19 protein-coding genes are annotated in these 21,399 nt (G+C 34.3%); 14 read left to right on the top strand and 5 right to left on the bottom strand.

Going from position 1 to position 21,399, the window contains the following annotated elements; genetic code table 11:
* Window positions 1-99 precede the first annotated feature (99 nt).
* The 4 genes from trpD to DFQ06_RS18165 form a co-directional block, all read right to left on the bottom strand.
* Complete coding sequence (trpD, locus tag DFQ06_RS18180) at window positions 100-1,092, bottom strand: anthranilate phosphoribosyltransferase (RefSeq protein ID WP_133969270.1); 993 nt, start codon at window positions 1,090-1,092, stop codon at window positions 100-102.
* 97 nt (window positions 1,093-1,189) lie between these two features.
* Window positions 1,190-1,753, bottom strand: a complete 564-nt coding sequence (locus DFQ06_RS18175; protein WP_042501148.1) for an anthranilate synthase component II — start codon at window positions 1,751-1,753, stop codon at window positions 1,190-1,192.
* 219 nt (window positions 1,754-1,972) lie between these two features.
* Window positions 1,973-3,379: an anthranilate synthase component I family protein gene (locus tag DFQ06_RS18170; RefSeq protein WP_042501150.1), complete on the bottom strand. Its 1,407-nt coding sequence runs from the start codon at window positions 3,377-3,379 to the stop codon at window positions 1,973-1,975.
* Between the two features lie 352 nt (window positions 3,380-3,731).
* Complete coding sequence (locus DFQ06_RS18165) at window positions 3,732-4,187, bottom strand: MarR family winged helix-turn-helix transcriptional regulator (protein ID WP_042501153.1); 456 nt, start codon at window positions 4,185-4,187, stop codon at window positions 3,732-3,734.
* 127 nt (window positions 4,188-4,314) lie between these two features.
* Between DFQ06_RS18165 and DFQ06_RS18160 the strand changes: the two genes are divergently transcribed.
* From DFQ06_RS18160 to xylA, 8 genes are all read left to right on the top strand, one after another.
* Entirely contained in the window at window positions 4,315-4,860 is a 546-nt protein-coding gene (locus DFQ06_RS18160) for a TlpA family protein disulfide reductase (RefSeq protein ID WP_074939722.1), read from the top strand.
* A gap of 5 nt (window positions 4,861-4,865) precedes the next feature.
* A complete protein-coding gene (locus DFQ06_RS18155; protein ID WP_042501159.1) occupies window positions 4,866-5,486 on the top strand; it encodes a thioredoxin family protein in 621 nt (206 codons plus the stop codon).
* Between the two features lie 130 nt (window positions 5,487-5,616).
* Window positions 5,617-5,931: a rhodanese-like domain-containing protein gene (locus DFQ06_RS18150; RefSeq protein WP_042501162.1), complete on the top strand. Its 315-nt coding sequence runs from the start codon at window positions 5,617-5,619 to the stop codon at window positions 5,929-5,931.
* 6 nt (window positions 5,932-5,937) lie between these two features.
* The gene (locus DFQ06_RS18145) at window positions 5,938-6,336 is read left to right on the top strand and encodes a rhodanese-like domain-containing protein (RefSeq protein ID WP_133969268.1); all 399 of its coding nucleotides are present in this window, start codon (window positions 5,938-5,940) and stop codon (window positions 6,334-6,336) included.
* A 152-nt stretch (window positions 6,337-6,488) separates the two neighbouring features.
* On the top strand, window positions 6,489-6,758 hold the full coding sequence (locus DFQ06_RS18140) for a hypothetical protein (RefSeq protein WP_042501168.1): 270 nt from the start codon (window positions 6,489-6,491) through the stop codon (window positions 6,756-6,758).
* Between the two features lie 158 nt (window positions 6,759-6,916).
* The gene (locus DFQ06_RS18135; RefSeq protein WP_133969266.1) at window positions 6,917-7,903 is read left to right on the top strand and encodes a GntR family transcriptional regulator; all 987 of its coding nucleotides are present in this window, start codon (window positions 6,917-6,919) and stop codon (window positions 7,901-7,903) included.
* Window positions 7,903-9,387, top strand: coding sequence for a xylulokinase (locus DFQ06_RS18130; protein WP_133969264.1), 1,485 nt, complete (start codon window positions 7,903-7,905; stop codon window positions 9,385-9,387). The genes DFQ06_RS18135 and DFQ06_RS18130 overlap by 1 nt, the downstream gene beginning before the upstream one ends.
* Before the next feature lie 143 nt (window positions 9,388-9,530).
* The gene (gene xylA / locus DFQ06_RS18125; protein ID WP_042505772.1) at window positions 9,531-10,847 is read left to right on the top strand and encodes a xylose isomerase; all 1,317 of its coding nucleotides are present in this window, start codon (window positions 9,531-9,533) and stop codon (window positions 10,845-10,847) included.
* Between the two features lie 66 nt (window positions 10,848-10,913).
* On the opposite strand, the gene DFQ06_RS18120 is transcribed toward xylA, so the two are convergent.
* The gene (locus DFQ06_RS18120; RefSeq protein ID WP_133969262.1) at window positions 10,914-11,273 is read right to left on the bottom strand and encodes a hypothetical protein; all 360 of its coding nucleotides are present in this window, start codon (window positions 11,271-11,273) and stop codon (window positions 10,914-10,916) included.
* Between the two features lie 133 nt (window positions 11,274-11,406).
* Here DFQ06_RS18120 and DFQ06_RS18115 point away from each other — a divergent pair, with 133 nt between their 5' ends.
* The 6 genes from DFQ06_RS18115 to DFQ06_RS18090 form a co-directional block, all read left to right on the top strand.
* The gene (locus tag DFQ06_RS18115; protein WP_133969260.1) at window positions 11,407-13,794 is read left to right on the top strand and encodes a hypothetical protein; all 2,388 of its coding nucleotides are present in this window, start codon (window positions 11,407-11,409) and stop codon (window positions 13,792-13,794) included.
* 134 nt (window positions 13,795-13,928) lie between these two features.
* On the top strand, window positions 13,929-14,645 hold the full coding sequence (locus tag DFQ06_RS18110; protein WP_133969258.1) for a hypothetical protein: 717 nt from the start codon (window positions 13,929-13,931) through the stop codon (window positions 14,643-14,645).
* Window positions 14,646-14,998: 353 nt separating this feature from the next.
* Window positions 14,999-15,325 (top strand): hypothetical protein, encoded by a 327-nt coding sequence (locus DFQ06_RS18105; protein ID WP_133969256.1) that lies wholly within the window; start codon window positions 14,999-15,001, stop codon window positions 15,323-15,325.
* On the top strand, window positions 15,298-16,047 hold the full coding sequence (locus DFQ06_RS18100) for a sensor histidine kinase (RefSeq protein ID WP_042505781.1): 750 nt from the start codon (window positions 15,298-15,300) through the stop codon (window positions 16,045-16,047). Before DFQ06_RS18105 ends, DFQ06_RS18100 begins: the two co-directional genes overlap by 28 nt.
* Window positions 16,044-16,685, top strand: coding sequence for a response regulator transcription factor (locus DFQ06_RS18095; protein WP_042505783.1), 642 nt, complete (start codon window positions 16,044-16,046; stop codon window positions 16,683-16,685). The genes DFQ06_RS18100 and DFQ06_RS18095 overlap by 4 nt, the downstream gene beginning before the upstream one ends.
* A 297-nt stretch (window positions 16,686-16,982) precedes the next feature.
* A partial coding sequence (locus tag DFQ06_RS18090) for a DUF7507 domain-containing protein (protein WP_133969254.1) occupies window positions 16,983-21,399 on the top strand: 4,417 nt, incomplete at its 3' end.

Genomic DNA, 21,399 nt, shown 5'->3' with positions numbered 1-21,399 from the left:
GAAGACGACTTCGACTTTAATGGTTATCTGCTTAATTCTAAACTTAATTTTTATGTGTGTGAGTAAGTCTGAAAACTGTGACTGCCACTGTTAACTTTTTTACTTACTCAGTTCAATTAATTTATCTAAACTTGTTTTTGCTTTTCCAGAAAACAGCGATTCTTTTGCTAGTTCAAAACCTTCTTGATGGGGAATTTGTTTTGAAGTAGCAATAGCTAAACCGGCATTAGCACAAACTACGTTGTTTTGCGCTTCAGTTCCTTTTCCAGAAATGATATCAACAAATATATTTGCGGCATCTTTTATGGTATCGCCACCAAAAATATCTTCTTGTTTAATTATTGAAACGCCTAAATCTTCAGGTGAAAAAAGTTTTTCGGTATGATTAGAAATAATTTTCGCTTTCCCTGTTAATGAAATTTCATCGTAACCATCTAAAGCGTAAACAATATTATAATTGTGCCCTGTGTTTTGAAATAAGAAACTATAAAGTCTTAAAACTTCTAAATTAAAAACACCTAAAACATGATTTTTTGGAAACGACGGATTTACTAAAGGCCCTAACATATTGAAAAAAGTTTTAACACCAAGTTCTTTACGAATAGGCGCCACGTTTTTCATTGCTGGGTGAAATAGTGGTGCATGTAAAATACATATACCTGCTTGGTCTAAAGCGCGTTTTAAAAAATCTTCATTATTAGAAAATTTCACACCTAAATGCTCCATAACATTTGAAGAACCTGATGTAGATGAAACTCCGTAATTTCCATGTTTAGAAACATGAACACCTGCACCTGCCGTAATAAAAGCCGATAGGGTAGAGATGTTGAATGTGTTTTTACCATCGCCACCAGTACCTACAATATCGATAGCGTTAAAATCGCTAAGATTTACCGGTAAACAAAGCTCTAGAAGTGCATCTCTAAAACCTTTTAGTTCTTCGAGAGTAATACTTCTCATCATAAAAACTGATAAAAAACATGCTATTTGGCTCGGGTTATACGCATCATTCGATATGTTTACCAAGATTTGTTTAGCTTCTTCGGTAGACAGGGTGTCGTGGTTTATTAATCTGTTTAGTAAGTTCTTCATTTCTGTAAAAGAGATAATTGTTACTTGTTATTAGTTGTTGGTTAATTATGTTTTTTCATCCGAGTGAGTACTGCTTCACTGCGACTGAATACTGCTTTTAATTCTCCACCCAGTTTTTTAATATCGCTTTTCCGTTAGGTGTTAAAACCGATTCTGGATGATATTGTACACCACGAACATCGTAAACTTTATGACGCAAAGACATAATTTGTCCGTTGGCATCTACCGATGTGGCTTCTAAACTTTCTGGTAAGTTTGGGTTTACTACCCATGAGTGGTAACGCCCAACCTCTATGTTTTTATCTAAACCTTTAAACAAAATTTCGTCGTCTACGGTTATAGTAACATTGGTTGCTACACCGTGGTAAACGTCTTCTAGGTTTATAAGCGAACCTCCGAAAACTTCACCTATGGCTTGTTGGCCAAGGCAAACACCTAAAATGCTCTTTGTTGGTGCGTAAGTTTCTATAATGGCTTTTAGTAAACCAGCTTCGTCTGGAATTCCTGGGCCTGGCGATAGTACGATTTTATGGAACGGTTTAACATCGTCTAGAGTGAGTTTGTCGTTACGTACTACGGTAACATCGCAGTTTAAATCTTCTAGGTAATGAACTAGATTGTATGTAAAACTGTCGTAATTATCTATGACTAGTACTTTCATATGTTTATTTTTTTTCAGATGACTCTGAATTTTATTTATTTTGTTAGTCGAGTAGGTGTTGGTTTACTTTGACTTTTTTATTTTTATCTGAGTAAGCTCTGTTAACTGCAACTACTCACTGTTGCTTTTTTTATTCATTCGAGTAAACACTGCCAACTGCTACTGAATACTGAGACTCTCTTCAAAGCTCTGACCCTTTTCGGGTAATGCCCAAATTATTTATATGTCTTCGGCTACTTTTATGGCTTTTGTTAATGCGCCGAGTTTGTTAAATACTTCTTGTAGCTCGCTTTCGGCATTGGATTTTGATACCATTCCGGCACCTGCTTGCCAGTTCAATTTATAATCTTTACTTAAAAAAGTACGGATCATGATGGCGTGATTAAAATTGCCTTCGAAATCCATAAAACCTATGGCACCACCGTAATAACCACGACTTGTTTTTTCGTACTGCTCGATAAGTTGCATGGCGCGGTGTTTTGGTGCTCCACTTAGAGTTCCTGCCGGAAAAGTGTCGGCTACAACTTGCATGGTTGAGGTGCTTTTGTGTTTTTTGCCAACGACTTTACTAACGAGGTGAATAACGTGCGAGAAAAACTGAACCTCGCGGTAGGTTACTACTTTTACTTCGCTGCCGTGACGACTCAAATCGTTTCGTGCAAGATCGACAAGCATTACGTGTTCGGCGTTTTCTTTGTCGTCTTTTTTAAGTTTTTCTGCTAATATTTCGTCTTTTTCCTCGTCGCCTGTACGTTTAAAAGTTCCGGCAATAGGGTGGATTTCTGCCATACCTTCGGAAACAATAAGTTGAGCTTCGGGCGAACTACCAAATATTTTAAAATCGCCATAATCGAAATAAAACAGGTATGGTGATGGGTTTATGCTACGAAGGGCACGATAGATATTGAAATCGTCGCCAGTGAATTCTTGTGAAAAACGACGTGATAATACGAGTTGAAAAACATCACCTCGTGCACAGTGTTTACGTGCTAACTCAACTTGGTTTTTAAATTCGTCGTCGGTTAAATTAGATTGTATATCACCTTTAGATTTGAAATTATAAGATGCAAAGTTTTGCACGTTTATAAGTTTATCAATGGCATCGATATTATTTTCGGCATCATCATAGCAATGCGCGAAAATATAAGCTTCGTTTTTGTAATGGTTTATGGCAATGATATTTTTGTAAACCGCATAATAGATATCTGGTATAACTACCGAGTTGTCTTTTTTGCTAATTTGTACATCTTCAAAATACCGTACGGCATCGTAAGCAGTGTAACCAAATATACCGTTGTTTATAAACTTAAAATCTTCGTCGGATTGTGGTTTAAAACGTTTGGTGAAATCGTGAATTTCATCGGCTACATTTATATCGCTTGTAATATTAAGTGAGGTTGAACTGCCATCTGGAAAAGTTTGCGATATCACTTCATTCTCTACCTTTATAGATGCGATTGGATTGAAACAGATGTACGAGAAGTTTTTATGACTTCTATGGTAGTCGCCACTTTCTAATAGAATGCTATTTGGGTATTTATCGCGTATTTTATAGTAAACGGATACAGGTGTAATGGTATCTGTTAATATTTTTTTGTGATGTGTGTATAGACTAAATTTTTCCATTTATTGTTTTTTGTATTTCGGCAAATGGCCAAAAAGTGAACAGTTTTAAAATAAAAAAAAGGCTTGTCGTGAATGACAAGCCTTTTGGATATTTTAAGTTTTAAATATACTCGGGTTTCTTCACGAATTTTAGTTTCGAAAGTTCCACCACCAAGAATTATTTAAAAATATGTTCATTGTTATTTTTTATGTTGGTTCAAATATAAAGATTGAAAAAGTATTAAACAAAACTTTATTCATTTTTTACGAAAAAACGAAAAATAGCTTTAGTTTGTTAGGGATTTCCTTTAAAAAAAAGACTGCTATAATAAGTACAGCAGTCTTGGTTGGTTACTAAGGGTTTAGGGAAACCCTACTTTGCTATTAACCTTAATTTTCTCAAAAGCGCAGTTAATTCCGCTTTTTCGTTAGTGGTTAGGCCAGCCACTAATTCGTTTTCTGTTGTTGTTAATATGTCGTCTGTTCTTTTTAATAAATCTAAACCTACATTGGTTATTGTTAAATCTATTTTACGTTTGTTTTCAGCATTAATTACGCGTCTTACACAGTTTTTAGCTTCTAGTTTATCTATCAATCGCGTGGTATTACTCATTTTGGTAATCATTTGTTCTTGAACTTCAGCTAAAGAAATAGGGTTGCCTTTTTGCCCGCGTAAAATTCTAAGCACATTAAATTGTGGTTCAGAAATTCCGTAAGGCTTAAGTGCTGAATTCATTTTAGAACTCACTTCGTTTATAGTTTGTAGTAAGCTAATAACCAATTTTTTATTTATAGGTAATTTAGAGTTTATATGTCGTGAATAGTCCATAATACGTACCAGTTAAATAACTGTTGTACATACAAATGTATGTAAAATTTTGAGGAATTTTCTGTTTTTGTATAAAAGTTTGTTAAACAGGCAGAAAAGTAAAATAAGATGAATTAATTTTATAGTTATGAAACGATATCTCTTTGTAATAACCGTACTGTTAATTGTGGGGTGCGGAAATAATAATAAAAAAAATAACGATTCAATTCAAGACATGGAAGTAACCGAAATTCAGTCTTCACCAGAAAGCGATTTTAATCTTGAGGTTTATGATTTTGAGGGTTTAAAACCATTTCTGAATAAGGAAGATGGTAAAATTCATGTTATCAATTTTTGGGCGACTTGGTGTGCACCATGTGTTAAAGAATTGCCATATTTTGAAAAGCTGAAGTCTGAATACGGTAATAAGAACGTAGATTTTACATTAGTGAGTTTAGATTTTCCACATATGTATGATTCTAAATTGAAACCTTTTGTTTTGAAACAACAATTAAAATCGAAAGTTATCGCTTTAGATGATGTTGATAGTAACTCTTGGATTCCGCAGATTGATGAAAGTTGGTCCGGCTCGTTACCAGCAACAATAATCTATAAAAACGGAGAACGTAAATTTTTTGAAAAATCTTTTACTTACGAGGAATTAGAGCATGAATTAAAGCAATTTTTAAATTAAACGTTATGAAAAAAACAATTAAAATAGTGTCGGTAATTTTGGTGGTGCTTTGTGCAAGTGCATTTACCTTAAAAACATCTAGCAGTGCTGGAGGCTATGGTATTGGTGATATTGCTGAAGATTTTTCTTTGAAGAATATTGATGGTGAAATGGTCTCACTTTCCGATTATAAAAATGCTAAAGGTTTTATAGTAACCTTTACTTGTAATACTTGCCCATATGCTGTAATGTATGAAGACCGAATTGTAGAGTTGGATAAAAAATATGCAAAGTTAGGTTATCCAGTAATTGCTGTCATGCCTAATAACGCAGATGTTATGCCTGGCGATAGTTTAGAGGCTATGAAAAAGCGTGCAGAAGAAAAAGGATTTACTTTTCCTTATTTAATAGATGAAAAGCAAGAAATCTATCCGAAATTTGGAGCAACAAAAACACCTCATGTTTTTGTTTTACAGAAAACAAACCAAGGTAATGAGGTGAAATATATTGGAGCAATCGACGACAATTATAAAGATGCAAATGCTGTAACAACTAAATATGTTGAAAATGCTGTAGATGCTTTGCTTAACGGAAAAGACGTTAAAGAAACAGAAACAAGAGCAATAGGTTGTGGTATAAAAGTATAATGAATTAATATGATTAGAAAGACTGATAAAAATCTGAGGTGTAATACTTCAGGTTTTTTTTCGTCTATCATGTTATAAATATTAAATTTGTTTTCAATAAAATATTAAACAAAAAAAGAACAACATAACAATGGAAGATTTAACACAAGAGGAGTGGACGGAGCAATTAGCCAAAGATGATAATGCGGTAATTTTAGACGTAAGAACAGATGCTGAGGTGGCCGATGGTATTATTGCTGGCGCGAAGCATATCGATATATATAAAGGACAAGAATTTATAAGTGAAATAGAAGCGCTGGATAAAAGCAAAAATTATTATGTGTATTGCCGTTCTGGCAACCGTAGTGGGCAAGCTTGTGCTATTATGGATCAATTAGGTTTTGCTAATGCATATAATTTAGAAGGCGGCATGCTTGATTGGACTGGTGATGTTGTAGATTTATAATAGTTTATGAAGAAAATTTCAATACTGATAACTATCTTTTTTTGTGCTATCATGTTTAACTGTAAAGCACAAAATGATGATATTGTTACTAAAGTAACGCCAGAAGAATTAGAGGTGCTTTTGAAAGAGCAAAAAGAGATGAAATTAATTGATGTTAGAACGCCAGAAGAGTTTGGTGCTGGGCATATTTCTAGAGCAGAAAATATTAATTTTTTCTCCGAAAATTTCTCTAAATCTTTAGCGGAATTAGATAAGGAAGAACCATTGATAATTTATTGTAAGTCAGGCCGAAGAAGTGGTAAGAGTATCGCTATTTTCAAGGAATTAGGCTTTACCAAAATATACGAATTAGAAGGCGGTGTTTTAAATTGGAAATCTAAAGATTTTGAGGTTAAAACAAAATAACTTGTAATTTTTACGTTTATCTGTTTTTTCTTACTGATAGTCTTTTTTATTCTTCTATCATATTTGTTTTCGCTAACTTTATTTTGATTTAAAAATATAGTTTAACCTACTGGTTTTTAAGTTTTAATTCTAATTAATCCCTCATAGAATTTATGGAAAATGGTTATGTCATTATTGGTATAATAGCCCTGCTCTTTGTTAGTATGTATGGCTATTCATATTGGTCTGTTTTTAAAGAAAAAGCCAGGCAAAAAGAAGAAGGTCTAATGCAGAAAAAAGCACAAGAAAAAAGGCGCCAAGACCGAGTAGAAAAGCAAGAAGCCTTGTTAGAACGCGTTCGTGTTTTTAATGAGCGCAAAGAAGAAAAACGAGCAGAAACCAGAATGCTTCGCAAAGTAAAAAAAGAGCAGAAAGTGAGTTAAGTTTCGTCTAAAATATTTTTTTTATAAACCATGTATGTTTTTTAATGTACATGGTTTTTTTGTGCCTTAAAAAAAAACTTTTTTAAAAAATAATAATACTGAGTAAGATTTAATTTCTATATTTGCATACCAGACCAGAACAGTATGGTTTTTTAAGTATGAATTTTGAAATTAACATAAATAGCGAAACACCAAAGTATCAACAATTAGTTAATGCTATAAATAACGAGCTTGCAAACAACAGGTTAACCAGTGGCGATGCCTTGCCATCGGTAAATGCGGTATGTAAATCTCTTCAGCTTTCTCGTGATACTGTTTTCAAAGCCTATTCTGTTTTGAAGGAGCATGGTGTAATCGAGTCTGTGCCAAACAAAGGTTATTATGTAGCCAATGAAACACGTAAAGTGTTATTGCTTTTAGATACCTTTAAAGCATATAAGGAAGTATTGTATCATTCTTTTGTAAATAATTTACCCGAAAATGTTATTACCGATATTCAGTTTCATCACTATAATATCGATAACTTCAAAACCATAATTAATAACAGTAAAGGCAAGTATTATAAATACGTGGTAATGACTTTCGATAATAAAGAAGTTGCTGAGGTTTTGTCCGATATTGACGATAGTAAACTGTTGTTAATAGATTGGAATGTACATGCTAAAAAGAACAATAATTTTGTTTTTCAAGATTTCGGAAAATCATTTTACACTACATTAAAGGAGGCGACGCCAGCTTTTCAGAAATACAAAAAAATAATACTTGTTTATCCAACATTTACACATCACCCTATAGAAACGGTAAAATATTTTAAAAGCTACTGTAAAGAAGCAGGTTTTAATTTTGATATTATTACCAACCCAAAAGAATTTATCATTAAAAAAAACGAAGCTTATATTAGTGTTAGTGATCGTGTTTTAGGCTTTTTTCTAGAGCAATGCCGTAGCAATAATTATGAGCCAGGTACAGATGTTGGGTTTTTATCATATAATGAAACACCTATGAAGCAATTTATCTACAAAGGTATTTCGGTTATTTCAACAGATTTTAAAGTGCTAGGTGCCAAAGCGGCAAGTTTTGTTAGTGAAGAAGCAAGAATTCAAGAATACATACCAACCAAACTAATTTTAAGAGACTCATTATAATGAATTACAACTTAGGAATCGACATTGGCAGTTCGTCAATAAAAGTCGCGTTAGTAGAAACAGAAACAGGTAAAAGTTTAGGTGTAGTACAAGAGCCTAAAGAAGAAATGGGCATGTTTGCGCAAAAAAACGGCTGGGCCGAGCAAAAACCAAACGATTGGTGGATGCATATTTGCAATGCCATTACACGTTTAAAAAAGCAATATAATGTAAGCCGTACAGAAATAAAAGGTATTGGTATTTCTTATCAAATGCACGGTTTGGTGGTGGTCGATAAAAATGGAGAACTATTGCGTAAAAGTATCATTTGGTGCGATAGTCGTGCGGTAGAAATCGGTCATAAAGCTTTCGCTGAAGTTGGTGAGGCTAAATGTGCCGAGCATTTACTTAATTCTCCAGCAAACTTTACAGCTTCAAAATTAAAATGGGTAAAAGATAACGAGCCCGATATTTATAGCAAAATTTACAAATTTATGTTGCCTGGCGATTATGTGGCGTATAAATTTTCAAATAAAATAAACACAACAATTTCAGGACTTTCCGAAGGCATCTTTTGGGATTTTAAAAACGATAGCGTAGCCAATTTTCTATTAGAACATTATGGTATTAGTGCAGATTTAATTCCAGACATTGTAGATACTTTTTGTAACCAATCTCAAGTTGATGAGCATGGCGAGCAAGAAAGTGGTATTGCAGCCGGAACACCTATTTATTACCGTGCCGGAGATCAACCAAATAATGCACTGTCTCTAAATGTTTTTAATCCAGGCGAAGTAGCTGCAACCGGCGGAACATCTGGTGTAGTGTATGCTGTAACCGATAGTCTTTCGGGTAAAGAAAGCACGCGAGTAAATAATTTTGCACACGTAAACTATACTAAAGAAAATAAAAATATAGGTAAGTTATTAAACATCAATGGAGCAGGAATACAATACCGTTGGTTATTAAATAATCTCGACGTAAGCTCTTACGAAGAGATGAATAATATTGCATCCGAGATTCCAATCGGGTCAGATGGAGTGTGTATTTTACCATTTGGAAACGGTGCCGAGCGTATGCTAAACAACAAAAGTATTGGCACGCGTATGGTAAACGTAAACCTTAACAATCATAACAAAGCACATCTATGTCGTGCTGCTTTGGAAGGTATTGCCTTTTCATTTTTATATGGCATGGAAATTCTAAAATCCGATGGTATTAAAGCTAGCGTAATCCGTGCTGGCAACGATAACTTATTCCGTTCCGAGATCTTTGCAAACACCGTAGCAACCCTAATTGGGCAAGAAATAGAAATATATAATACCACCGGAGCTATTGGTGCGGCACGTGCAGCAAACCTGCATAAAGGCGATTTTGAGGCCTTTGGAAAAACTATAATGGACAACGATCATGTTATGACTTTTATGCCGTTTAAAGACAAAACACCATACACCGAAGCATACAATAACTGGAAAAAAGAACTAGAACTCGTATTAAATAAATAAAATAAGGGCGTTACCACAAGGGGCGGGCTTTACGTTACAAGTCCTCGCACTTCCTGCGTCAGGCTGTGGGCTTTTCACTGCAATCCCTAACGCAAACAAACATTAGAAAAATAAAAAATAATATCAACAAATAATTTAACATTATGGCTACTAAAGAATATTTTAAAGGCATTAGCAACATTAAATTTGAAGGTAAGGAATCTGATAATCCATTAGCATTCAAATATTACAATCCGGACCAGGTTGTAGCAGGAAAAACCATGAAAGAATGGTTTAAATTTTCAATTGCTTACTGGCATACATTCTGTGGGCAAGGTGGAGATCCATTTGGTCCAGGAACACAAAGTTTTGAGTGGGATAAATCATCAGATCCAATTCAAGCAGCAAAAGATAAAGCCGATGCAGCTTTCGAATTTATTGGAAAAATGGGATTCGATTATTTCTGTTTCCACGATTTCGATTTAATTCAAGAAGGTGCAACATTTGCAGAGTCAGAAAGTAGATTAGAGACTATCACAGATTACATAAAAGGTAAACAAGCCGAAAGTGGTGTAAAATTACTTTGGGGAACAGCAAACTGTTTTTCTAACCCACGTTACATGAATGGTGCTTCTACAAATCCAGATTTCGATGTGGTAGCTAGAGCAGGCGGACAAGTAAAATTAGCTTTAGATGCGACTATTAAATTAGGTGGTGAAAACTACGTATTCTGGGGAGGTCGTGAAGGTTACATGTCTTTATTAAATACTGATATGGGGCGTGAATTAGATCACATGGGACAATTTTTAACCATGGCTAGAGATTACGCAAGAGCTCAAGGTTTTAAAGGAAACTTTTTTATCGAGCCTAAGCCAATGGAGCCATCTAAACACCAATACGATTTCGATTCGGCTACAGCTATCGGTTTCTTAAGAGAATATGGTTTAGATAAAGATTTCAAAATAAACATAGAAGTAAACCATGCTACATTAGCACAACATACGTTCCAACACGAAATTGAAACGGCTGCAAAAGCTGGTATGTTAGGTAGCTTAGATGCTAACCGTGGCGATTACCAAAATGGTTGGGATACCGATCAATTCCCAAACAATATTCAAGAAACAACAGAAGCTATGTTAGTTTTCATGAAAGCTGGTGGTTTACAAGGTGGTGGTGTTAATTTCGATGCTAAAATTAGAAGAAACTCAACCGATTTAGACGATGTTTTCCATGCACATATTGGTGGAGCAGATACTTTTGCTAGAGCATTATTAACAGCCGATAAAATTATTACAGATTCAGCTTACGATAAATTACGTAAAGAGCGTTACAGTTCTTTCGATGCTGGAAAAGGTAAAGATTTTGAAGCTGGTAAATTAAACTTACAAGATTTGTATAAAATTGCTCAAGATAATGGTGAACTGCAATTACAAAGCGGTAAGCAAGAATTGTTTGAGAATATTATCAATCAGTATATCTAGATTCTAGAATAAGAGAATAGAATTCATTTCAAAAGAGCTCGAAAATCATTAGGTTTTCGGGCTTTTTTAATTTAATAACTCTCTTTTTTCTGTTATTTTAAAACAGCGTTCTTCTCCTAAAAATAATGGGTTTCCATGTTTTTCAGACCAAAAACCTTCAAGTAAATCGGGGGTTAGGCATTTGTAAACCACAACACCTTTGTAGATTTTTTGGTCTTCACCTTCATAATTAAAATTAATAACGAGTATGTTGTTTTTAAAAAAACCGGTTCCGGTTTGTGTCTGTGAGTTTCCAATAATCCATTGCGCTTCAATTCTTTGGTTTGCATCAATAGATAGATTTAGATGGCCTTGGTAAGGTGTTTTTTCTTCATCTTGATTAAAACCTTCAATAGTATATTTTCCGATGATGTCGTTTACAGTCATATTGGGCAAAGTTATTGATTTTAAGTAACGAATTCCTTAGAAAGTTTGGATAACTATTCTAGAAATGTTTAAATTGGAGTATTATTGCATAACTGATTTCTTACGGGAATTAAATTAATTTAAAAATTAAATTTTGATTAAATACGTTTGCTTTTTATTGTTTTCTATGAGTTTGTTTGCTCAAGATATTAGTATACCTACTAAGTTTTTAGAAGATGGTAATTTATATAAAAATTTAGATAAGACCTCAAATCAATTATCAGAACCTGTAGTGGCGTTCAGTATAAATGATAAGTGTGTTGTTATTGGTTTTTTAGGAAGAGATAATTATAAAGTTCGGTTTAAAGAATGGGAAGGTATTGTTAAGGATATCGACTTGTTGGTTACCGAAAAAATGTCCGATTTATATTTCGATTTTCAAGAAAAAGAAAGTTTAAAAGCTATTGAGTTAGAGAAAAAACGAAAGCAAGAAATGCAAGAGCTTATTCAATATGGCGAAGTGCTTTCAGATGAAAAAAGACAAAAAATAATAAATGATTCTATAGCAGAAAGAAAAGCTAAAAACCTTGAGAAGTTAAGAGTAGCAGATTCTATTGCACAGGTAAAAGCTTTAGAACAAAAGGAGTTAGAGCGTTTGCGTTTACAAAAAATAAAGACTCAAGAATTAAAATTTGCTGCGGAGCGAGAAGCGCAGCGTGTAAAAGATTCTGTAGCTAAAGCCAATGCCGAAGAGAAAGCGCGTTTGGAAAAAGAGCAAGCTTTAAAGTTGAAACAAGAAGCAGAACAAGAGCTACAGCGTAAAAAAGATTCGATCGCTCAAGCGAAAATAGCAGAGAAAGAACGCTTAGAATTAGAAAAAGAACGGGCTAAAGCTTTAAAAAAAGCAGAGCAATTAGAGGCACAGCGAATTGAAGATTCTATAGCTAAAGCAGAAGAAGCAGAAAAAGAACAAGCTGCTATTAGAAAAAAAGAGGCCGAACTTGAAATAAAACGCGTTAACGATTCTATTGCACAGGCAAAAGTAGCCGAGAAAGCACGCCTAGAATTGGAGCAAGAACGTGCTAAGGCTTTGAAAAAGGCAGAGGAGCTAGAAGCTAAGCGTATTGCCGATTTTAGAGCAAAAGCAGAAGCTGAAGAAAAACAACGTTTAGAGAATGAAAAAGCAGAAACTCTAAAACAAGCCGAAGCCTTAGAAGCTAAACGTGTTGCAGATTCTATTGCAAAAGTAGCTAAAGAAAAAGAAATACTGCTTAAATATGAAAGAGCTGAAGCTTTAAAACGTGCCGAAGCAATGGCCTTAAAAAAAGCAGAAGACCTAAGAATAAAACAAGTAAAAGACTCGATAACCCAAGCAAACGAAGCTACAAAGCAGCGTATAGAGCGGGAGCGTTTGGAGGCTTTAAAGCGAGAAGCTGAATTAAAAGAAGTTCGCAGAAAAGATTCTATAATACAGGCAAAAGCAGCCGAAAATAAACGCTTAGAGCAAGAAAGGTTAGAAGCTTTAGCTTTAAAGCAAGCTGCAGAGATAGAAGTTAAGCGTGTTAGTGATTCGATTATAAAAGCAGAAGAGGATGAGAAAAAACGTTTAGTTTTTGAAAGAGAAAAAGCAATAGCGCGAGAGCGCTCAGCAAAATTAGAAGCTAAGCGTATAAAGGATTCTTTAGATTTAGTACAAGTAGCCGAAAATAAACGATTAGAAATTGAAAGAGAAAATGCTAAGGCTCAAAAAATAGCAGCAGAATTGGAGGCAAGTCAATTAAAAAAGGCTCTTGAAAAAGCAGAAGAGGAAGCTTTGAAAAAGGAACGTTTGGCACTTGCTTATAACGAAGCTTTGAAGCGTCAGGCCGAGCAGGAAGCTGCTAGAATTAGTGATTCTATAAATAAAGCTAACGCGGCGCATATTAAACGTTTAGAAATCGAGCATGCTTTGGCTCTACAAGAAGCAGAGAAACAAAAGGCTTTAAATAACCAGGCCGATGCCATAAAACAGGCGGTTGAGCTAGAAGCGAATAGAATTAGAGATTCCATAGCTCAGGTTAATGCTAATAAAGAGCAAGAGAGTAATCGTATTGCCGAAAATCAAAACTCGGAACGTATGCAATTTCGTAATAATTGTCATTATTTATTAGATGAATATGACGATTTTACTAAAAAAACAACCATAAAAACAGAGGCTTATACCATAAGTGAAAAGGTAAATGTCGAGCTATTTAAATACGGTAAAAAGATTTCTGTTTTCATTAATGCTTCTATAGATTTAGGTTGTGTTAGTTATCTATCTAACAGCCGTTCTAATGTGGTGGTGCAGTTGGAAAACAATCAATCTGTAACCTTGTATCACTCATGGAATATGGAGTGTGGTGAGTTTTTGTTTAAGGCAGATTTAACGAAGTCGCAAATTCTAAGCTTAGAAAAATCGCCTATAAAATCGCTTAAATTAAGAGGGACAAAAGGTATTAGAGAAATTGACAACATAAGTTATAAAGAGTTTTTTATGGATAAGCTAAGATGTGTTGAGTAGGAATATGCATTAGTTTTTTGTTTATCCTTTTAAAAACGGGTGATATGCTTGTTTTTATTTGAAAAAGGGTGTTTTTCCTCTTATGCGCTAATTTTATAGTCGTTAACTTTGAGGTTACACAAAATCAATGTAATATGAAATCTTTTAATCCATTTTTAATTATTCCCTTACTGTTGTTTGCTTTCATTTTTTCTAGCGGTGCGCTAAAAGGAGAAGAGCCTATAGACAATATTAAACCCCAAGACGATATACTTAAAAAACATTTAATTTCTTCCGCTCAGGGTAAAGAAATGTTTGCTGAATTTGATAAAAATAGAGTTCAGGTTCTCGATTCAAAACTTCAAGATTTATACAGAGACCGTAATTTTGAGGATACTAAGTTTATATGGTATTCTTTAGATGAAATTAAGGCATATTTAAAGTATATTGAATCTATTCAAAAAGCAAATCCAAAACAAGATGTTTCTGGTCTTAGAATATATTTTGCTGCTTATCCTAATTCTGAAAATTTTGAAAGTGGAAGAACAATTAATCATCCTAAACAGCAAACTGTTTTTATGATACCTACTGTTGCTGTAGAAGGAGGAGATAAAGAATATAATAATCTAAACCATTTACCATTTATTATACAATCTAGCACTTCCAATAAATTAAAAGGTCAGTTTGAGATAGTAGAAGAATTTATGGATGATCATAACAAAAAAGAACGTCTTGAGTTATTTAGAAAACAAGCTAAGAAGATTGAAAAAGCTGGTATAGGTTTTAGTGCTAGTTTATTTTCTGCTGAAACTGAAGAAACTAGCACCATTTATAATGAAGGAGAAATGACACCTCCACCGTACAAAGATTAATATAACCTATAAGAAAATATATGATTTTAGACATTTCGTTTATTACAATAAGAAGTTCAATAAAGTATATAGAACTTTTTGCTGCTATTGTGGGATCTTTTTATTTCTATAAGTATAAACGGGAGTTCTTAAAGTATTTTTTAGTGATATTGTGGTACACTGCAGTTAATGAGTTTTTAGGCTTTACCTTAACAAGAATGGGAGTTGCTGTAAATGTTATTATTTATAATATTTTTCATTTTATCAATTTTTCATTTTTGTTTATATTATTCAATAAATGTTTGAAGATAGAGCGACACAAGAAATTCACTAAAATATTTTTATTGATCTATGTACTAAGTTTTTTTATAAACATGTGTTTTGAAAATTACTTAAATCAAATACAAACTATTCCATATTTAATAGCATCTGTTCTGTTAATAACGAGTATTGTTTTTTATTTTTCAGAAATATTAAATACTGATGAGGTACTTTTTATAAAAACAAATATCATGTTTTGGGTTAGTGTTGGTTATTTGCTTTATTTAGCCGGAAACATACCCGTTCGTGTGGTTAGAAATTATCTTTATGAGTTGGTAGATTTAAAGTATATTCTAGAAATAAGTAGTGTTTTAAGTATAGTAATGAATATTTGTTTTATTTTCGGGTTTATATGGGGAGAGAAGGACAAGCAATATTAGTTGCCGTTTTTACATTAGTTTTTTTATGTTTAATACTTGTAGCGCTATTTGTTGTTTTTAACAGAAGAAAAAATCTTTTATTATTAAAACAAAAAGAAATAGAAAAGCAATTTGAGCAGGAAATTGCTAAAACTCAAATAGAAATTCGAGAAGAAACCTTTAGAAATATAAGCTGGGAATTGCATGATAATATTGGGCAGTTATTAACGCTGGCCAAAATACAAATTCAGGATCCAAAAAATATTGAAGATGTAAAGCTAACGCTAAACAAGGGGTTAACAGAGTTGAGGTCGTTATCTAAACTTATTAATCCGGAGGCTTTAAAGTTAATGCGTTTTACCGAGGCTGTTACACAGGAAATTGAACGTTTTAATAGGCTTAATTTTATTAAAGCATCTATAGAGGTTTTAGGTGAAGAAAGAATAATTAATGAGAAAACGGAAATAGTGTTATTTAGAATTTTGCAAGAATTTTTCTCTAATACCATGAAGCATGCTAAAGCAAGGCATTTAGATGTAACGTTACATTACAAAGCGGACGAGCTATTAATAATGGCTAAAGATGACGGGAAAGGTTTCGATATGAAAGAGCCTAATAGCTTCTCGGGTATAGGATTGTCGAACATAAAAAGTAGAGGGCAACTAGTAAATGCAGGTGTTAATATTTTTTCTAAACTAAACCAAGGCACGCAGTTAACAATAACATATAATTATAAATCATGAATCCATACAAGGTAGTCATTGTTGAAGATCATATTTTATTGTCTCAGGCAATTGCTGGGCTAGTTAATGCGTTTAGTAAGTTTGAAGTGCCATACCAATGTAATAATGGGCAGGAATTATTAGATAAATTGAAGCTTCCTAGTAATATTCCAGACGTCGTCTTAATGGATGTTAATATGCCTATTTTGAATGGGATAGAAACTACTGGGGTTTTAAAAAAAGAGTATCCGCAGATAAAAGTAATAGCTCTTTCGGTGGAAGGTGCAGAGGGAACTATTATAAAAATGCTTAAAGCAGGAGCAAAGGGATATTTACTTAAAGATGTTGAAAAAGAAATTTTAGAAACGGCTTTAAAAGAGGTGATTTCTACAGGGTACTATCATACTAAAGAAGTGTCTAGTATTTTAGTTAATTCTTTAAATGATGAGCATAGTGCGGTTTATCAATTAAAAGAGCGTGAACTAGAGTTTATAAAACTAGTATGCTCTGAATTAACCTATAAAGAAATCGCCGAAAAAATGTTTTTAAGTCCTAAAACAATCGATGGTTATCGAGATGCCTTATTCCAAAAACTCCATGTAAAAAATAAAATTGGTTTGGTGCTTTATGCTATTAAAAATAAAATTGTGCATTTGTAAATTGGCATAAAATCATTCTCTCTAAAATTATTTGTAATACTTTTTTAGCTTATTTAAGTCCTTTATTTACATAAAATTAAAGGGTTTACTCGTTTTATTTTCATAAAACACCCTTGTTTTCTTCGAAAAACGGTATCTTTTCTTCAATTAGCTTTTGTTTTGTCGGGTTTGTGTTACATTCCTAGATTATTTAGCTCTATTTTTGTTACAATCGATTATTTTATAATAGTCCCTGTATTATTGATTAATTGGCAGCGCCCCAAAATTTGAACAGGCTGTTTTACAAAATTTACTTACATGAAAAGAATATTACTCTTTATATCTGTATTCCTTTTTTTTATAACCAATAGTTTTGCTCAGTTAGATAGTGAGCATTATTTACCACCATTAAAACAAGGAACCAATAATCAATCAATTAATCAGCAGGCTATTTATTTGTCAACACCCGCAACGGAAGGAACATTTAATGTTGAGGTTTATATAGGCACCAATACTGCATCATCTTTAACCATTTCCTTGTCTAATGGGGCACCTTACACTATAGATTCTTCTACAACAGGGTTAAGTTTAGGTAATGGCGATAATGGTATTACTTTAATAGATAATGTGAGTACAGGTATAGCTTTATCAACAGCAGGGTTGCGGTTTGTAGCTCCTGGAGGTCAAAAATTTTACGTTAATTATAGAGGGCGTTCTGGTGCGCAAGCCGGTTCGTTAACATCAAAAGGAAAAGCTGCGTTAGGAACAGATTTTAGATGGGGAGGTATTGCGAACAATGCTTCCAATGGTACGCTATCTACAAGTTTAGGTATTATGGCTACAGATCCCGGGACTACAACGGTTACTGTTTTTGGTTATGATCCTGGTTGTATTTTTAGAGAACCATCCGGTATTCCTGCTAGTTCTCCAGATTTTTTAACCATAACACTTCAACAATACCAAACTTATGTCATAGAAGCTCCAAAAAACGCAACCACTGCAAATATTGATGGTTGGTTAGGAGCGACGCTTACTTCTGATAAAAAAATAGCAATAAGTGTAGGAGGTTTAAATGTTGGAGTAAGAACGGGATCTGGGTCTCGTGATGTTGGTCTAGATCAGCCAGTACCTACAAATGTTTTAGGTCGCGAATATGTTTTTGTGAGAGGAAATGGAGCGTCAGGTAATGAAACAGAATTTGCTATTATAGTGGCAACTCAAAATGCAACCGATGTGTTTGCTGGAGGTGTTTATCAGGGTACTATTAATAATGGGGAGTATTTAGAAGTAGCGAATTGGTCTGTGAATTCGGCAGGTGGAAATATGTATATTCAAACATCGAAAGAAGCTTATGCATATCAATGTTTATCTGGTTTGTCTGGAAGGCAAACTTTAGGGATGAATTTTATAGCGCCTGTAAATTGTTTATTACCAAATATTTTAGATGAAGTTTCAAGTATACATCGTATTGCTGGTGTTAATTCGAATGAATCTGCTTTAACAATTTTAGCATCGACGTCTACACCAGATAGTTCTATAGAGGTAACCGATGGGAATGGGGTTATTGTTGGACCTCTGGTTTCTACACCTGTTGCTGGAACAGCAGATTGGAAAACTTTTTTTATAAATGGATTAACAGGTGAGGTTAATGTAACATCAACAGGACCAATAGCAGTTGGTACATTTATGTCTTTTGGCAGTAACGCAGGTCTCGCTGGGTATTTTTCTGGCTTTGATACCGTACCAATAGTGGAGCTAGATATTACCGGAGGTGGTTGTTTGCCAGGAGCCGATGTTATTGAAATTACTGGTGGTTTCGATGCTTATCAATGGTTTGAAAATGGTGTAGAAATTTTAGGAGAAACTACTAATGTATATACACCTTCGGAACCTGGAGATTTTTTTGTGAGAGTGACCAGAGGTACTTGTACTTACGATTCTGCGGTTATATCCGCTTATAATTGTGATCCGGAATTAGTGCTAACTAAAGTCGTAGATACATCACCCGTTTTAGAAGGTGATAACGTTATATTTACAATTAGCGTCGAGCATTTAGGGATAAACCAAGTAACCAATTTAGTTATTAATGATTTACTTCCTCCGGAATTAACTTTTGTTAGTGGAACGCCTTCATATGGAACTTGGTCGGCACCTAACTGGTCTATTGGAGATATGTTTAGTGGAGAAATACATACTATTGAAATTGTTGCTTCGGTAAATGAAGTAACCGCAACCACTACGGTAACCAATGTTGTTGTTAATACACAAACAGAAATTGAAGGCGATGTTTTACTCGATGATGAAACTGAAGATGTAAATATTATAAATAGCGAAATAGAAGTTACTAAGGTTGATAGAGCTGCTGTAGATGGTAGTTATGATACCTTAGGGGAAGTGATTACTTACGATTTTATTGTTACAAATACGGGAGATACAGCTTTAACGAATATTACAATTACCGACCTTAAAATAGATTCAGGAAGTTTAACACCTAGTTCTGTTGCAAATTTAGCCATAGGAGCATCGGCTAATTTTACAGCAACGCATACTATTACTCAGGCAGATATTGAAGCGGGGCAAGTCGTTAATTCCGCTACAGCGAATGCTACATTAGCTAATGGTTATGTTATTTCTGATGTATCTGATGATCCAGATGATACAAATAATGCAGTAGACGATCCAACTATAACACCAATTGAACAATTGGGAGGTTTAGAAGTGGAAAAAATAGCACAACCAGCTTCAGATGGTTTATACGATGATTTAGGGGAAGTAATCGCTTATGAAATAACCGTAATTAACACGGGTAATGTAAGTTTAAATAATGTAACGGTAACAGATGGAAATGCAGATTCTGGAAGTATCTCTCCTGCTACTTTACCTAATCTACCAGCAGGAGCGTCATTTGTTTTTACAGCTCAACATACTATTGTACAAGCCGATTTTGATAATGGAAACGTTACAAATACAGCTACAGCTAGTGGAACAGAGCCTGTTGAAGGTACTACGATTTCAGATGATTCTGATGATCCAACAACTGCAGCTCCTAATGATGCTACTGTAGTATCAATTCCTCAATTTGGACAATTGCAAGTTACAAAAGTAGATTTGACAGCTGCAGATGGAGCCTATGATGCTGTTGGAGAGTCTGTTATTTATTCTATCGTGGCAACAAGTGTTGGTAATGTAACTCTAACTGAAATTAATATTGTAGATCCAAATGCTGATGTTATTGTTTTGTCTAGCACTACAGGTACAGATGCAGATAATTCTGACGGTATAGTTGATACCATGCAACCTACAGAAACGGCAACATTTACAGTAACTCACTTTATTACGCAGGCAGATTTAGATAAAGGGGAAGTAGTAAATAGAGCAACAGTAGGAAGTCTTGATCCAAACAATGGTAGTGTTACAGATTTATCTGATGATCCAGATGATAATACAACAACTGATAATTTTAGTAGCGGAATTACAGCAGCAGATCCTACTATTACGCCATTAATTTCCATACCATCTTTATCGGTTTCAAAAATTGTAGATGATTATTTTAATGTTACAGAAGGGCAAACCATAACGTATACCTATGTGGTCACTAATGATAATAATGTCACTATTGATAATGTCACTATTGCTGATGTTCATGTAGCGGATGGAACAATAACGACTCCTGCATTGCAAAGCACAACAGGAACAGATGCTGATAATTCAGATAATGAAATAGATACTTTAGCACCGGGAGAAACAGGAACATGGACAGCTACTTATCAAGTAACGGCTGCAGATATTTCAAATCAAGCAGATATAACAAATACCGTAACAGCAACAGGTAATGCAAAAACGGGTAATTTTGTAGATCCAACGGCAGATGTTACCGTTACCGTACATCCAATAGATACAATTTGTAGTGATGAAACATTAAATCATGACTTAACAAGTGATAATAATTTTGTAGGAGAAACATACAGTTGGTCTGCTACAGATAATCCAAATGTTACGGGAGAGACTTTGTCAACAACGTCGGCGACTTTAATTGCGGATACTTTAGTTAATATATCTGGAGTCGATCAAATTGTTGAGTATGCAATTTCAGTAAATGTAGGTGGAGATATTAATGATGTTTATGTCTATCAAGTAACAGTGCATTCTCAATTAGTGGTTCCGGAAGATGAATTTGATTTTGTAGATTGTCCAGCCGATGCAGTTCAACCGGACACTCCGATTGTAAATGATTCAAATGGATCACCTATTACACCTGTAATAACAGCTAATACGGATCCAGTTTGTGAAGGAGATAAGGTTTATACTTTTACTTATACGGATCCAGTTTGTGCTGGAAATGTTGCCGTTTATACTTTTACCTACACCATCGACATGCCCGATGGTATGACTATTCCTGCAAACGAAAGTAGTACCGTAGATTGTCCAGCAGATGCCACCGATCCAGGAGCACCAGCTACGATAAAAGATAACTGTGGCAATGATGTTGTACCAACTTTACTAACAACTCCAAGTGCAGTAGCCTGCGAAGGTGACATGATTTGGGAATACGAGTATAGAGATTGCGCAGACAACGTTCAAGTTTGGCAATACACCTACACGATCGACATGCCTGATGGTATGACGATTCCGGTTAACGGAAGTAGTACCGTAGATTGTCCAGCAGATGCCACCGATCCAGGAGCACCAGCTACGATAAAAGATAACTGTGGCAATGATGTTGTACCAACTTTAC

This window comes from Algibacter lectus (assembly GCF_004368925.1).
Taxonomy (GTDB): domain Bacteria; phylum Bacteroidota; class Bacteroidia; order Flavobacteriales; family Flavobacteriaceae; genus Algibacter; species Algibacter lectus.
This window is presented reverse-complemented; position numbering and strand designations above follow the sequence as displayed.